Annotated in this window: 12 protein-coding genes; 9 read left to right on the top strand and 3 right to left on the bottom strand. The window is 61.8% G+C overall.

Translation table 11 applies throughout. From position 1 onward, the window contains the following. The first annotated feature begins 97 nt into the window (after positions 1-97). On the top strand, positions 98-637 hold the full coding sequence (locus NQF87_RS04500) for a septal ring lytic transglycosylase RlpA family protein (RefSeq protein WP_266127227.1): 540 nt from the start codon (positions 98-100) through the stop codon (positions 635-637). A gap of 30 nt (positions 638-667) precedes the next feature. Here NQF87_RS04500 and NQF87_RS04495 read toward each other — a convergent pair whose 3' ends face one another. After that, positions 668-1,645, bottom strand: a complete 978-nt coding sequence (locus NQF87_RS04495; protein ID WP_266127226.1) for a YihY/virulence factor BrkB family protein — start codon at positions 1,643-1,645, stop codon at positions 668-670. Positions 1,646-2,196: 551 nt separating this feature from the next. Between NQF87_RS04495 and NQF87_RS04490 the strand changes: the two genes are divergently transcribed. Beyond that, positions 2,197-3,336, top strand: coding sequence for a type III PLP-dependent enzyme (locus tag NQF87_RS04490; protein WP_323670708.1), 1,140 nt, complete (start codon positions 2,197-2,199; stop codon positions 3,334-3,336). Between the two features lie 45 nt (positions 3,337-3,381). Here NQF87_RS04490 and NQF87_RS04485 read toward each other — a convergent pair whose 3' ends face one another. Further along, positions 3,382-5,211 carry an ABC transporter ATP-binding protein gene (locus NQF87_RS04485; RefSeq protein WP_266127224.1) on the bottom strand — a complete coding sequence of 610 codons (1,830 nt, stop codon included), beginning with the start codon at positions 5,209-5,211 and terminating at the stop codon, positions 3,382-3,384. 132 nt (positions 5,212-5,343) lie between these two features. Between NQF87_RS04485 and nth the strand changes: the two genes are divergently transcribed. Together nth and NQF87_RS04475 are read left to right on the top strand one after the other, a co-directional pair. Continuing rightward, the gene (gene nth / locus NQF87_RS04480; protein WP_407651998.1) at positions 5,344-6,042 is read left to right on the top strand and encodes an endonuclease III; all 699 of its coding nucleotides are present in this window, start codon (positions 5,344-5,346) and stop codon (positions 6,040-6,042) included. Positions 6,043-6,262: 220 nt separating this feature from the next. Beyond that, on the top strand, positions 6,263-6,643 hold the full coding sequence (locus NQF87_RS04475) for a glycosyltransferase family protein (RefSeq protein ID WP_266127223.1): 381 nt from the start codon (positions 6,263-6,265) through the stop codon (positions 6,641-6,643). A gap of 9 nt (positions 6,644-6,652) precedes the next feature. On the opposite strand, the gene NQF87_RS04470 is transcribed toward NQF87_RS04475, so the two are convergent. Further along, entirely contained in the window at positions 6,653-8,863 is a 2,211-nt protein-coding gene (locus NQF87_RS04470; protein WP_266127222.1) for a ComEC/Rec2 family competence protein, read from the bottom strand. A 136-nt stretch (positions 8,864-8,999) separates the two neighbouring features. On the opposite strand from NQF87_RS04470, the gene gltX reads away from it, so the two are divergent. Genes gltX through dprA form a run of 5 tightly spaced genes read left to right on the top strand, consistent with a single transcriptional unit; the run spans position 9,000 to position 14,466 of the window. Next, complete coding sequence (gltX, locus tag NQF87_RS04465; protein WP_266127221.1) at positions 9,000-10,403, top strand: glutamate--tRNA ligase; 1,404 nt, start codon at positions 9,000-9,002, stop codon at positions 10,401-10,403. After that, positions 10,400-11,338, top strand: a complete 939-nt coding sequence (locus NQF87_RS04460) for an aspartate carbamoyltransferase catalytic subunit (protein WP_266127220.1) — start codon at positions 10,400-10,402, stop codon at positions 11,336-11,338. Before gltX ends, NQF87_RS04460 begins: the two co-directional genes overlap by 4 nt. After that, entirely contained in the window at positions 11,335-12,612 is a 1,278-nt protein-coding gene (locus tag NQF87_RS04455) for a dihydroorotase (RefSeq protein WP_266127219.1), read from the top strand. The genes NQF87_RS04460 and NQF87_RS04455 overlap by 4 nt, the downstream gene beginning before the upstream one ends. After that, complete coding sequence (plsY, locus tag NQF87_RS04450; RefSeq protein ID WP_266127218.1) at positions 12,609-13,244, top strand: glycerol-3-phosphate 1-O-acyltransferase PlsY; 636 nt, start codon at positions 12,609-12,611, stop codon at positions 13,242-13,244. The genes NQF87_RS04455 and plsY overlap by 4 nt, the downstream gene beginning before the upstream one ends. Beyond that, positions 13,228-14,466: a DNA-processing protein DprA gene (gene dprA, locus NQF87_RS04445; protein WP_266127217.1), complete on the top strand. Its 1,239-nt coding sequence runs from the start codon at positions 13,228-13,230 to the stop codon at positions 14,464-14,466. Before plsY ends, dprA begins: the two co-directional genes overlap by 17 nt. Positions 14,467-14,486: the final 20 nt, after the last annotated feature.

Here is a 14,486-nt window from a genome sequence, read left to right as displayed (position 1 = left end):
CAATAATGCCGTGGACAGCATGAAGGCCCCGCATCATTTTTCCTTTACCATGCCGCGTGGTCCTTCCCCAGGAAGCACGAAAAAAGCCTCCCCAGGCATGGCCTTCCCGAAGGCCTCACTGTTCCTGCTCTGCCTTGCTGCACCTGTTCTTCACCATCCTGCTCATGCAGCCCAGCATCGCAGGAGAAGTCACCAGCAGACCGTGGATAATACGGCCCTCATAAAAGCAGCCTCCACACTCCCCGTGACGGAAAGTGGCCTAGCCAGCTGGTATGGGAATAAAAAACTGGCCGGAAAGCGGACCGCCAGTGGCGAACGTTTCCACCCGGATGCCATGACAGCCGCCCATCCGTCCCTGCCACTTGGCACAAAACTGCTGGTCCACTCCCCGTCAACAGGCCGCTCCGTCATTGTCCGTGTCAATGACCGTGGCCCGTTTGGCGGTGACAGAATCATCGACCTTTCAAAAGGGGCAGCAGCCAGTCTTGGAATCATGGGACATGGCGTCAGCCAGATCACCATAACGGTGCTGCCCCGCAACATGGCCCGCTTCCGCCATGCCTCGGACATACGCAACATTCTTCAGGAAGAAGAACGACAGGCGCAGAAAGCGGTTCAGGACAGCGCGGTCAGATAACCCGCTCTCTCCTGAAGCCACGGTCTCTTTTCAGCACTCCGCTCCGTCAGCAGGAACGCCCATTTCTTTCCGGACTGTCCGGCGATAGCCTCTCTCTTCCAGCTCCGCATTCAGGACAGCCCCGAACAGCACCACATAGGCACTGACAAACAGCCACATCATGACGGCCGCCACGGCCCCCAGCGGCCCGTAAGTCGTGCCGTAGCTGGCGAAATGGGACACGTACCATGAAAAACCGATGGACACCGCAACCCAGAGCAGCGTTGCCAGCAGGGCACCGGGCATGATCCACCGCCAGCTGGTCAGATGCTCCCGACAGGGGGCGATGCGGTAAAGCACGATCAGGGCCGTGAAGACGAAACACAGCATGATGGCCGGAGCAAGCCAGTGCACCAGTACGGGCGTTCCCTGTTCCACCAGAAAGTGGAGTGACGGCGGGAAATTGTCCATGGTCACGCCCACATAGCTCAGATAACGTGGCAGATAATCCACGACAGCTGGAGCCGCCACCATCAGGGCCAGGGTCAGACAGGCCCCGATCACGGCCATCAGTGTCGTGCCGAAAGCCAGACACTGGAAATGCAGGAACCCCCGTGCCTCCTTGGTGTGATAGACGATGTTCAGGGCAGACAGGATGGATTTGCTGCTCGCCGTCACCGACCAGAGGGCGACCAGAACAGAAAAGACCAGTCCCAGTGTCAATGAAGACTGGGGCTGGGTGACCAGCGCATGGACCCGGTCAAAGATCATGTCATAAGCAGCCGAAGGCAGGATATGCTTGACGACATGCAGCTGGCTTTCTGCCGTCTGGACATCAAAGGCCAGTCCATAGACTGAAATCAGGGCCGTCAGGGCCGGGAAAAGCGACAGGGTCGCATAGAAGGCGCACCCGGCAGCACTCAGGGATGTCTGGCTGTCCCCACTGTTGCTCAGCACCTGCCGGAAGATTGACAGCCAGCCCTGGGGCGGCGGCGGGGGTTCTGTTGGCATCTCGATCTTGTCGGGCACGTAACGCGCTTTTCCTCTCCATGTTTCACCGTGGCATCAGGCCACGGCCTCATGATCACACTTTTCCCAGTTCGGCCTGACCCCGGCAAGTATCACGATCCCCCGGAACGCCCAAGCCTGGCCGCATTCCGCTTCTTCCCTGGGTCTCCTGTCATGCCGGGAACTGTCTCCCCCATTTTCAGATAGGCAGCCAAGGCGTGCAGGCAGGTCCGGGGCCTGCTGGCAGGAATACATCTTCCAGAGCTGTCATTCCATTGCCATTCCTTTCCCAGACTTCCTTAACGATAATCACTTTTCCGTGAAAATAAAGACCAGTCCCTCCATTTTCATCCGGTTCCCCCTTGCATTGCAGAAAAATCTGGGGCTTTGTCACGCACTTCACGCAGCAACGCACGTGCCACTGGCCCTCTATGCGGTTACGCAACGACGTCAAGCGTTCTGGCTTCCGTACGTCCCGGCAGGGGCAAGCGGAACTTCGCCGGTCCGTTCGACCGTTTCGCAACATCCTCCCTAAAACATGACAGGGAAGACTTTCAGGGAACGTGAGTCTCATGACCCCTAAAATTGCCCGGTTCCTCGCGGAACAGAAACCCGCCACGCCCTGCCTGGTCGTGGACCTCTCCTGCGTCCGTACGCAGTACCACGCCCTGCATGGTGCCCTGCCCTCCTCCCTCATCCATTATGCCGTGAAGGCCAACCCGGCCCCGGCCATCCTGAAGGAGCTGTACGCCCTCGGCTCATTCTTTGACATTGCCTCCCCCGGCGAAATCGACATCTGCATGGAGGCAGGCATCCCGGCCGAGAGACTGTCCTTCGGCCATACCGTCAAGAACGTGCGGTCCATCGCCTATGCCCACCAGAAAGGCCTGACGCTCTACGCCTTTGACTGTCTGGAAGAGCTAGAAAAGCTGGCCGAACACGCCCCCGGCTGTGAGGTCTTCTGCCGCCTCGGGGTCGTCAACACCGGGGCACAGTGGCCCCTCTCCCGCAAGTTCGGCACCACGCCGGAGAGTGCCTTCACACTCTTGCAGAAAGCCCATGAGATGGGCCTGAAACCGGCCGGTCTCTCCTTCCATGTCGGCAGCCAGCAGACCAATACGGAAGCCTATGGCGACGCCATCGCCCAGGCTGCCGGAATCTATCACCGCCTCCAGAAACAGGGCATCACGCTGGACTTCATCAACATGGGCGGGGGCTTCCCGACCTATTACGACAGCCCCATCCCCAGCATCGACCAGTTCGGGCAGTCCATCACGAAGGCCATGAAGGCCCACTTTCCTGATGAAGCCCCCCGCATCCTGCTGGAGCCGGGCCGGTACATGGTCGGCAGTGCCGGTGTTGTCCATACCGAAGTGGTGCTGGCCAGCAGACGGGGTGGCGAAGACCATGACCCCCGCTGGGTCTATCTGGACATCGGGCGTTTCGGCGGGCTGGCGGAAACGGAAGGCGAATCCATCCGCTATGCCTTCCAGACCCCCCATGATGACAGGACGGCAGGCCTGTCACCCTGCATTCTTGCAGGGCCGAGCTGCGACAGCATGGATGTTCTCTACGAAAAGAACCTCATCCCCCTGCCGGAAGAACTCAGGGCCGGAGACAGGATCAACATTCTCGCCACGGGTGCGTATGTGTCCACTTACTGCTCCACCGGTTTCAACGGGTTCCCACCGCTGGACGAACATTACATCTGACCCGCTCACAGGGTCATGCAGACGGGGCGGGTCGGAGGACCCGCCTCATGCCCTGCCCCCGGCCTGACCGGAATCAGCCTCAAGCGTCTGCAATGAGACCAGACGGTGATAAAATCCGTCCTTCAGGGCCATCAGGCTTTCATGGGTACCACCCTCGACAACCTGCCCCTGATGAAACACCAGAATACAGTCAAGGTCCCGCACGGTGGCCAGACGGTGCGCCACGACCAGCACCGTGCGCTTTTCCATCAGACGGGTCATGGCCTCCTGCACCAGCATCTCTGATTCGGAATCAAGACTTGCCGTTGCCTCGTCGAAAATCACGATAGGTGCATCAACCAGAAAAGCCCGGGCAATCGCCACACGCTGACGCTCTCCTCCGGACAGTTTCACGCCACGTTCCCCGACCAGCGTATCGTAGCCTTCGTGCAGACGGGAAATGAACACATCCGCATTGGCCTGCCGGGCCGCCTCCACGATCTCCTCACGGGTCGCCTCGGGCCGCCCATAGGCGATGTTCTCTGCCAGCGTCCGATGGAACAGCATGGGTTCCTGCGGGACCAGAGCGATCTGACGCCTCAGGCTCTGCTGGGTGACGTGGGCAATGTCCTGCCCGTCAATCAGGACAGTCCCTTCATTCACGTCATACAGACGCTGGAGCAGCCTCGTCAGCGTCGTCTTGCCGGAACCGGACGCCCCGACCAGAGCCACACGGCTTCCGGGCATAATCTTCAGGGACAGATTCTGATAGATCGGTTTTTCCTGGGACGGATAACGGAATGTCACATCCCGAAGATCAATTTCTCCGGCCTTCACCTCCAGCAATGTGGCGTCCGGAGCATCCTGAATGGCCGGTTCGGTCGAGAACAGCCCGACAAGCTCTTCCATCTCATTGATCGACCGCTGGACCTGACTCACCTGCTGCCCGAGGTCCCGCAGATAGCCCTGGATGAGAAACATCATCGTCAGCACATAGGCCACGTCCCCCGGTCCGGCCATGCCCCGCCACCAGAGAATCACCGCCAGACCGATCATCACCACACGCATCAGCAGCGTATAGGATGCCTGAAAATTGGCACTGTTCGTGCCCCGGTACCAGCTGTAATAGGTCTTCTCCGCCCATGTGCGGGCCACGGAATGAAGATGGTCCTCTTCCCGCTCTTCCGCACCGAAACTCTTCACGACGGCATTGCAGGTGACGGCATCACCCAGCACCGCACCCATCCTGGAATCCCATTCATTGGAAATCCGGGCCGTGGGGGCCACATAGCGCAAAGCCAGCCAGATGGAGATGCAGGCGAACAGCCCCACCATCACCGCCAGCACCAGCCCCATGAGCGGTGCCCGCACCAGCAGGACCACTGTCGTGCCCAGCAGGACCAGCACTTCCGGAGCAATCAGCAGCAGCAATGTGTCATCCAGCGTGTCGATCGCCCATATGCCACGGGTGACACGCCGCACGGTGGACCCTGCAAAATTGTTGGCGTGCCAGTCGGATGAAAAACGTTGCACACGGGCGAAGGCATCATCCAGCACCCGGCGCATGACGGCAAGGCTCAGTTTGCTGATGCCCAGATAGGAGGACCGCCGCCCCATCACGCCCACCAGCCCCAGAACCAGCAGTCCACTGACCATCAGCAGGGCATCATGCAGCAGATGCCCCCGCCCTCCATCGGCCGGCGCCGTGGAAATGTCCCCAACCAGACGCCCTGCCAGCAAGGGCGTGCAGATATCCGCCACCGTTGCCAGAGCCACACCCCCCAGTGTCCTGGCCAGCATGGCAGGATGCTCCACCCACCGCACGGCCACGAACCGCAGCACCGCACCAAAGGAAAGCTTTTTCACTCCATCCAGCCCGTCTTTACCGTCTGCCACGTTCATTCATTCCTTCCATCAATCCCGACAGAACCAGTCTGCCCCATTGACCGCCACGCTTGAAGAAAACACCAACTCATCCTAGGAACAGGCTCACCTTTCCCCCAATAATGGCCGGACCATCCATTCCTCATGGCTTCTTCCAGCACGACCCGCACACGCACGACAAAAACCCAGCCCCGCATGAGCCTGAAAGCCGTCCGGGCCTTCCTGACCGCACTGGACAGGGCACACCCGGACGCCCGCAGCGAGCTGATCTATCACAACACGTTCGAACTGCTCGTCAGTGTCGTGCTTTCGGCACAGGCAACGGATATCTCCGTCAACAAGGCCACCCGTGCCCTGTATGAAGAAGCACCGGACCCTGCCAGCATGGCGGCACTGGGCGAGGACGGCATCGCCCGGCACATCCGCACCATAGGCCTCTGGCGGTCAAAAGCCCATAACGTGGCCCTGCTCTGCCAGCAGCTTCTGGAAAAACATGACGGGCAGGTTCCCGACAGCCGTGAAGCTCTGGAGGCCCTACCCGGCGTGGGACGGAAAACGGCCAATGTCGTCCTCAACATCGCTTTCGACCAGCCAACCATGGCCGTGGATACCCATATTTTCCGCCTCGGCAACCGCACGGGCCTTGCTCCCGGAAAGACAGTCCGGGCCGTGGAGGATGAGCTGGTCCGTCGCATCCCCAAGGAGATGCTCCGCCCTGCGCATCACTGGCTCATTCTTCATGGCCGCTATGTCTGCAAGGCCCGGACACCGGAATGCTGGCGATGCCCCGTCACGGAATGGTGTCTCTATCCGGACAAGACCAAGATACCACCGAAACGCTGAGCTTTGCCACAACCAGCCAGAGTCCAGCATGGCCTTCTCATGAAGGCCTTTATTTTACCATGAAACTCTATAAAAGACCTTACAGCTCCCGGACTGCCAGTTTAACCATACGACAAACCTTGACAGCGCCCCTGCCACGGGGCTGCCCGACATCACGCTTCCCCTCTATACCCGCCACCATCTCGGCCTCGCCCGGCCGGAAGACTATTTCGACAGCAACATGCTTCTGATCCAACCCCGCCTGATCTCCCCCTCCCAGATCAACCGCTGTTTTACCCTGGCCACACGTCCCTATCTCTGCCCCGGCACGGACATTCTCAACCAGGTCTTCCACGACCATGTCCATATCCTCCCGGATCGCTGGAACTTCATGACCGGCAAGCTGACGGAAAATCTCTGCCTGCACCTCCCGGCTCACTGGAAAAAACGCCGGGAAAGCGAACGGGTGAAACGCTGCATCATCCAGTTTCCTGAAGGGGCCAAGCCGTGGGAAGACCCTTCCCTGCCCGGTGCCAGCCACTATCAGCGGCTTTCCGCCACGCTGGAAAAACGCCTCAGCCGCATTGCCCCGTCCCTCATCCGCACCCTGTGCAGCAGCTGAATTGCCAGCTCATTCTTCCCTGGCCAGCGGGAACGGGACTACGCTGCGGTATCCTTCATCACCCGTCCAGAGACGGGTCCCCTGTACCATCCTGTCTGACAGCAGTCTCACCCCATTCCGCCCTTCATCATAGATGGCCCAGCTTCCCTCCCGCCTCAGGTCAACCGGACCCAGCTGCCGGACAGCAGGACATAACGGATGCTGGGTCCCCATGCGAACCTCCAGAACCACATCACGGCATGACAGGTCTTCCACTTCATCCGGCCCCGCTTCTCCACGCCACAGGATGACCTTCCCCGCCCTCAGACGGAGCTGGCAGACACCTGCCCCGCAGAGCGGAACACCGGCACCCTGCGTCTCCCGGCCCAGAGCACGCTGCATCTCCTGACGGGCCAGCCCATGACCCGGCCGCCCTTCCATCACCCGCATCGCCCCTACCTGCCGGACAGCCAAAACATGCCCCTGTTCCACCAGCAGCATCACCGGCCGCTCAATGAGCCAGACTGCCGCCAGGGACGCCAGTATCAGCCCTGCACCCACGAGGCGGCCCCTGCCACGCCACAGACACAGTACCGTCAGACCCAGCATGTACAGCCCCACCACCCAGGCCGGAAAAGACGGTACAGGCCATGATGCCAGTGGAGCCGCTGCCACACGGGCCGCCAACCAGCCAATCAGCCGGATGCCCCAGCCCATCACGTGCAGGGGCATGGAAGACAGCCCCACAGGCATCAGCAGCAGGGCCACCATTCCGGCAGGCATCACCCACACACCCATCAGGGGCACGGCCAGAAGATTGGCCACGACAAACCACGGCTGGAAGGCCCCGAAATACGCCATGCTGAGCGGAAGGGTCGCCAGCCCGGCCAGCAGGGACGTCATGGTCAGGGATGCCAGAAGCCGCCCGCCCCGTCGCCATACCGACCGGCCATGCCGCCCATGAAACTCCCCAGCCCCCTCATCCAACCCGGCCAGCCGGGAGAGTACATCGCGCAGAGCCTCATACCCGGCAATCAGGGCCATCACGGCAGCAAAGGACATCTGGAACGACACATCCAGCACCAGAACAGGAGAGACGGTCTCCAGAGCCAGACAGATCAGGGCCAATCCCCGCATGGAGACAGCCCGCCGCCCCAGCAGCAGGGCCAGAACCCCCAGCCCGGCCAGCCCCAGAGCACGCAGGCCCGGCACATGCAAGCCCGTCAGACCCACATAGCCTGCCCCCACGCACAGGGAAAAAAGCAGGGCCACTTCACGGCAGGGATGATGGGCTGACAGACGCTGGGACAGACTCATGAGACGCCGTGCCACGGTGAAGGCCATCCCCATGACGAACCCCAGATGCAGCCCCGCCACGGCCAGAAGATGCGCCAGACCAGAAGCCGCATAATTCTGCCGTGTCTCTGCTGAAAGATGCCCTGTCTCGCCACACAGGACAGCGGATGCCACCGCCCCTTCCTGCCCCGGCAGGGCCTCACCAACCGTCCGGGCCACGCCCTGACGCAGACGGACAGACCAGCCAGCAGGATGCTGCGCCTCTCCGTGCAGGGGACGTGGTGGCGACAGGGCCATTCCCATACCGGCCCGGCCATCAAACCACGCCGCTCTCTGCCCGTCATACCCGCCCGGCCAGACAGGAGCTGACGGAGAGCGCAGCAGGACACGCAACCTGACGGACTGGCCCACCACAAGACTGTCCAGAATCCCCTCCTGCCCCCGTCCCGACCGGAAGGCGACCGTCACGCGCCGCCTCAGGGGAGCCATTCCCACCCACCAGGGCGAGTCAAACACCGCTCCATCCACACCAACATGCCAGCCGGTTCTTTGCCCTTCATGCTGCCCCTCTACAGGCTCCAGCACAGCCAAACGACCCTCCATCCAGACAGATTCAAGCGGCAGAAGCGGCATGGGCGACTGACGGAGAGCCTGCCCATAAGCCAGCAGAAACCCCATCCCGACTGTCAGCAGCCCACTTCCCAGACAGCATCCCAGACTCTGCCAGTCCGCAGCCCATGCGGTGACCGCTTCCATCCGCCGGCTCCAGACCAGCAGGACCAGCCCCAGCCCCGTCATGAAAGCCGCTGACAGGCAGACAGGCCATGATGGCTCCACCGGCAGGGCAAAATACCCGACAATGCCCAGAGCCACCCCCACAGGCAGCCAGCAGGTCAGGCGGCTGCCCTGACCGGCCAGCCCTGATGCCACCCTGTGGATCACCACATGCCTCATGCCCTGCCCTCAACACGTCTTCCTGAAGGGCGGGCCGGTCCACAAGGAGCGCACTCTGTGCTAAAGCGCATGATGACACATTGAAGTGGATAGCCCGCCCCAACCCGGCATGTTATAAGGCCTGCTCATGAAGATCCGTACCCGTTTTGCTCCCTCGCCCACCGGGCTGCTCCATATCGGCAATGCCCGTGCTGCCCTGTTCAACTATCTCTTCGCCCGTCACCACGGGGGAGAGTTTGTCCTGCGCATTGAGGATACAGACCGGGAACGTTCCACCCAACAGGCCGTGGATGTGATCTTTGACGGCCTGAAATGGATGGGCCTCGACTGGGACGGCGAGCCTGTCTTCCAGGCCACCCGGCAGGAGCGTCATGCAGAGATCGTCGCCCAGCTGATGGAAAAGGGCATGGCCTACCGCTGCTACTGCACGCCGGAAGAGCTGGCCGCCATGCGTGAGAAGGCCCGTGCCGAGAAGCGTCCGCCCCGCTATGACGGCACATGGCGTGACCGTGACCCTTCCGAAACCCCGGAAGGCGTGCCCTATGCCATCCGCCTCAAGGCTCCGAAAGAAGGCGAAACCATCATCAGGGACCTCGTGCAGGGGGAAGTCCGTGTCGCCAATGCGGAAATGGATGACCTCATCCTGCTCCGCTCCGATGGTACGCCGACCTATCTGCTCGCAGTGGTGGTGGATGACCATGACATGGGCATCACGCATGTCATGCGGGGTGATGACCACCTGACCAACACCTTCCGTCAGGCCATGATCTACCGGGCCATGAGCTGGGACCTGCCCGAATTCGCTCACCTGCCCCTCATTCACGGGCCGGACGGAGCCAAGCTCTCCAAACGTCATGGTGCCCAGTCCGTCATGGATTTCCGTGAAGAAGGCATCCTGCCGGAAGCCCTCTGCAACTACCTGCTGCGCCTCGGCTGGGGACATGGTGATGCAGAGGTGCTGGACCGTGAAGAACAGATCAAACTGTTTGACATGGATGGCATCGGCCGCTCCCCCTCTCGCATGGACTATGTCAAGCTCAGCCATCTCAATGGCATCTGGATGCGCCGGGCAGATGATGAACGGCTGACAGCCCTGGTCATGCAGCGTCTGGAACAGCGTGACGATCTGGACCATGACGAGACGGTCCGTGCCCGTGTTCTCGCCCTCATGCCGGGGCTGAAGGAACGGGCCAAGACGGTCGTGGAACTCGCCGACAACGCCTCTTTTGCGGGCCTGCGCCTGCCGCTGACCATCACCCCCAAGGCTGAAAAGCATCTTGGTGAAGAGGGCCGGAAAGTCCTTGCCGGGCTGGAAGAGAAACTCGCTGCGCTGGACCCCTTCACGGCCGAAGGGATCGATGCCGTACTCCGTGCCTTCGCCACAGAACATGAGCTGAAACTCGGAGCGGTCGCCCAGCCCCTCCGTGCCGCCATGACAGGCACCACAACATCGCCCGGAATCGACCTCACGCTCGCCGCACTGGGACGGGATGAAGTGCTCGCCCGTATCCGGAGTGTCCTGTCCGCATGAATCCCGCACACCACGTCCCCCATCTTCTTGGCATCGAAGGCATGACAGAAAAGGACATCACGCCTTTTCTGGACCTCGCCGAGAGCTATGCCCTGCTCAGCCGCTCCCGCAACGCACCGCGGGACGTGCTTCAGGGCCGCACCGTCATCAATCTCTTCTTTGAGGACAGCACGCGCACACGCACCAGCTTCGAACTGGCTGCCAAAAGGCTGGGTGCCGATGTGGTGAACATGACCGTCGCCACAAGCTCGGTCAATAAAGGGGAAACCCTGCTGGATACGGCCTCCACCCTCAATGCCATGCACTGCGATCTGCTCGTTGTCCGCCATGCCCAGAGTGGTGCCCCGGCCCTGCTCTCGCAGAAGGTCGAGGCCAGTGTCGTCAATGCTGGCGACGGGATGCATGAACACCCCACGCAGGCCCTTCTGGATGGCCTGACCATCCGACGGCATTTCGGCCGCCTCAGCGGGCTGAAAATCGCCATATGCGGCGACATCGCCCATAGCCGTGTGGCTCGGTCGGACATCCATCTCCTGCGGGCGATGGGCAATGACATCCATCTGGCAGGCCCTCCCACCCTGCTCCCTGGTGCTCTCGGTACGCTGGATGGCGTCACCCTGCATCACGACATTGATGAAGCCCTGAAGGATGCGGATGTCGCCATGTGCCTCCGTGTCCAGCGGGAGCGCATGGGCAGCGGGCTTGTACCCAGCGCACGGGAATATTTCTCCCTCTTCGGGCTGGACCGCCGCCGCCTTGCGCTGGCCAAACCGGATGCTCTCGTCATGCATCCCGGCCCGATGAACCGGGGGGTGGAAATTGCCTCCGCCGTTGCCGACTCCCCCCAGAGCGTCATTTCCGAACAGGTCGAGATGGGCGTGGCCGTCCGCATGGCCGTCCTTGACCGCCTCTCCCGCATGAAGAATCCCGCATGAGCAGTATCCTTTTTGAAAATGTCCGGCTGATCGACCCCGCCTCCGGGCGGGATGGCAAAGGGAGTCTGCTCGTCGAAAAAGGCCGCATTGCTGCCATCGACCCCAAAGAAACATCCAAAGCCGTCCGCATCGTGGATGGCAGAGGGACTGTCCTCTGTCCCGGCCTTGTGGACATGCGGGCCAGCTTTGGTGAACCGGGGGCTGAATATCGGGAAAGCATCGATTCCGGCATTCAGGCTGCCGTGGCAGGAGGAATCACCTCCCTGGCCCTGCTCCCTGATACCGAACCGGCCATTGATAATCCGGCTCTTGTCCACTACATCCGCCGCCGTGGTGAAGAGACGGGGCTGGTCTCCATCCATCCCTATGGCGCACTGACAAAAGGCTGCGCCGGTGTGGAAATGGCCGAGATCGGCCTGCTGAAAAAGGCCGGAGCGGTCGGCTTCACCGATGGTGCCCGTGCCATTGCCGACACCAAACAGATGCGCAACCTGCTGGCCTATTCCGGCTTTCTGGATACGGTCATCGTCCTGCATCCGGAAGACCCGTCTCTGGCCAAGGGGGGCTGTGCCACGGCCAGTCCGCAGGCCGTGAAGATGGGCCTGCCCCAGATTCCCGCCTGTGCCGAAGCCATGATGGTCGCCAGGGACCTCCGCCTTGCCGAGCTGACCGGAGCACGCATTCATTTCGGCCATGTCTCCACTGGTGAGGCCCTTGGCCTGATTGCTGAGGCAAAAAAACGGGGAATCCGTGTCACCTGCGATACGGCCCCGCCCTACTTTGCCATGACGGAGGCCGATATTGGCGACTTCCGCACCTATGCCAAGCTCTCCCCGCCTCTGCGGCTGGAAGCCGACCGTCAGGCCGTGCTGGCCGGTCTGACCGATGGCACCATTGATGCCATCGCCTCCGACCACAGCCCGGCTGATGCCGATGACAAACGTCTCCCCTTCGCACAGGCCCGTGCAGGGGGAACCGGTCTCGTCACCCTGCTGGGCGTCACGCTTCAGGCTGGCCTGCCCCTGCTGGATGCGCTGCGTCTGCTCACCGTGGCTCCGGCCCGCCTGCTGGGCCTAGAGGCGGGCACGCTCTCCATCGGCGCAGCGGCTGACCTCTGCCTGTTCAACCCGGAAGAAGAATGGACCGTTACGGCAGGCAGTCTGCCCGGCCGGGCACAGAACACGCCTTTCGATGGACAGACCCTGAAAGGCCGTGTCCTGAGGACATTCCATCATGGCAGGGAAGTCTTTACTGCCGAAGGTCTTTCTTCATGAGCGGTATCCTGACCTGGAGCCTCATGCCGCCCAGCCTTCCCGTCATTGCGCTGGCTGCCTATGGGATGGGCAGCATCCCGTTCGGCCTCCTGCTGACAGCACTGGGAGGACAGGGCGACATAAGGCGCATCGGTTCCGGGAATATCGGGGCCACCAACGTGCTGAGGACAGGCCGCAAGGGGCTTGCCGCTGCGACACTGCTGCTGGATGCCCTCAAGGGACTGCTCGCCGTCCTGCTGGCAGAAGCCCTGTCGCCCCATGATACGGCTCTCTGCCTCTCCGTGGCAGGCTGTGCTGCCGTACTGGGACACTGTTTCCCCATATGGCTAGGTTTTCGTGGTGGCAAGGGCGTTGCCACGGGAATCGGCGTCTTCTGGGGCATGTGCTGGCCGGTCGGGCTGCTCTGCACGATCCTCTGGCTGGCCGGGGTCCGTCTGAGCAAAATTTCCTCGGTTGGTGCGCTGCTGGCCTTCCTGGCAGCTCCCTTCCTGATGGTGGCTTTTTCCCTAACACCCATCATGTCCGCCCGCCCCATCGCAGCAGCCCTGATAACCCTGCTGATTCTCCTGCGCCATTACGGCAATATCGCCCGCCTCTGTAGCGGCACGGAACCTCGTGTCGGGCAGAAATGAGTCTGCCCCGTTACCAGAGGCAGGTCTGACCACCACGGAACGTCTGGCACGGCTGCGGCTGGCCCGCACGAAAGGAATCGGCACCGCCACATTCAGTCGGCTGATGGGCCTGTATGGCACGGCAGAACAGGCCATTGCGGCCCTGCCTGCCCGTGCCCGCCTCTCTGACCGCCCGGCACCGGCTGTTCCGTCCATATCCCAGCTCGAAGATGAAATCAGCTGGCTGGAAAGACGGGGAGCCAGCCACCTGCTGCGTTCGGATGCCGCCTATCCGCAGCTGCTCGCAGCCCTGCCCAATGCACCCGTTCTCCTGTTCGCCCAGGGCAACACGGACCTGCTTTCCACACCCTCCCTGGCCATTGTCGGCGCACGCAACGCCTCAGGCCCCGCCCAGAAACTGACTGAAGACTTTGCCGCCGGTCTGGCCGAAGCCGGTCTGACCATCATTTCGGGTCTGGCCCGTGGCATTGACGGTGCCGCCCATCGTGGTGCCCTGCCTTCTGGCCGGACCATTGCAGCCCTGCCCGGTGGGCTGGACATCACCTATCCACCCGAACATGCCCGCCTGCAGGCAGACATCGGCCGGCAGGGCTGCCTGATTACGGAATATCCACCCGGCATGCCCGCCAATTCCCGCCATTTTCCGCACCGCAATCATCTCATCGCAGGTCTGGCCCGTGGCTGCCTGCTGGTCGAAGCTGCCAGACGCTCCGGCACGCTCATCACGGCCCGACTCGCCGTGACCTTCCAGCGGCTGCTCTTTGCCATACCCGGCTTCCCCGGAGACCCACGCTCCAGCGGAGGAAATGACCTGCTGAAACAGAACAGGGCCATATTGGTCGAGCGTTTTCAGGACATTCTGACCGCCCTGAAGGACATTCCCCCACCTGACAGGGCACTGGCCCCGTGGGGCAGGCCTCCCTCCCGCCAGCCATCCCTGTTCACTCACATGACGGATACCCCCGCCCCCCGAACGGCGGAACATGCAGCCAGCACACCAGCCATGCCTCCTGCCCCGATGCCGCCTGAAACGGGAGAAAACACGCACGGTCCTGACGAAAAAAACATTCTTTCCCTGCTGGCGCATACCCCCTCCACTGTTGACGAGATTGCATCACGCTGTCAGTTGTCCATCTCAGAAGTTGCGGCAATACTCATCGAGCTGGAAATAAACGGGGCTGTCCAACGCCATGGGGATGGACAGATCACACTACCCAGCTAGCGGGCATCGGCCATAAGCAG

Source organism: Bombella dulcis (assembly GCF_026385505.1).
Taxonomy (GTDB): Bacteria; Pseudomonadota; Alphaproteobacteria; order Acetobacterales; family Acetobacteraceae; genus Bombella; species Bombella dulcis.
The sequence above is the reverse complement of the archived record's forward strand: the minus strand, read 5'-3'. Positions and strand labels throughout refer to the sequence as shown.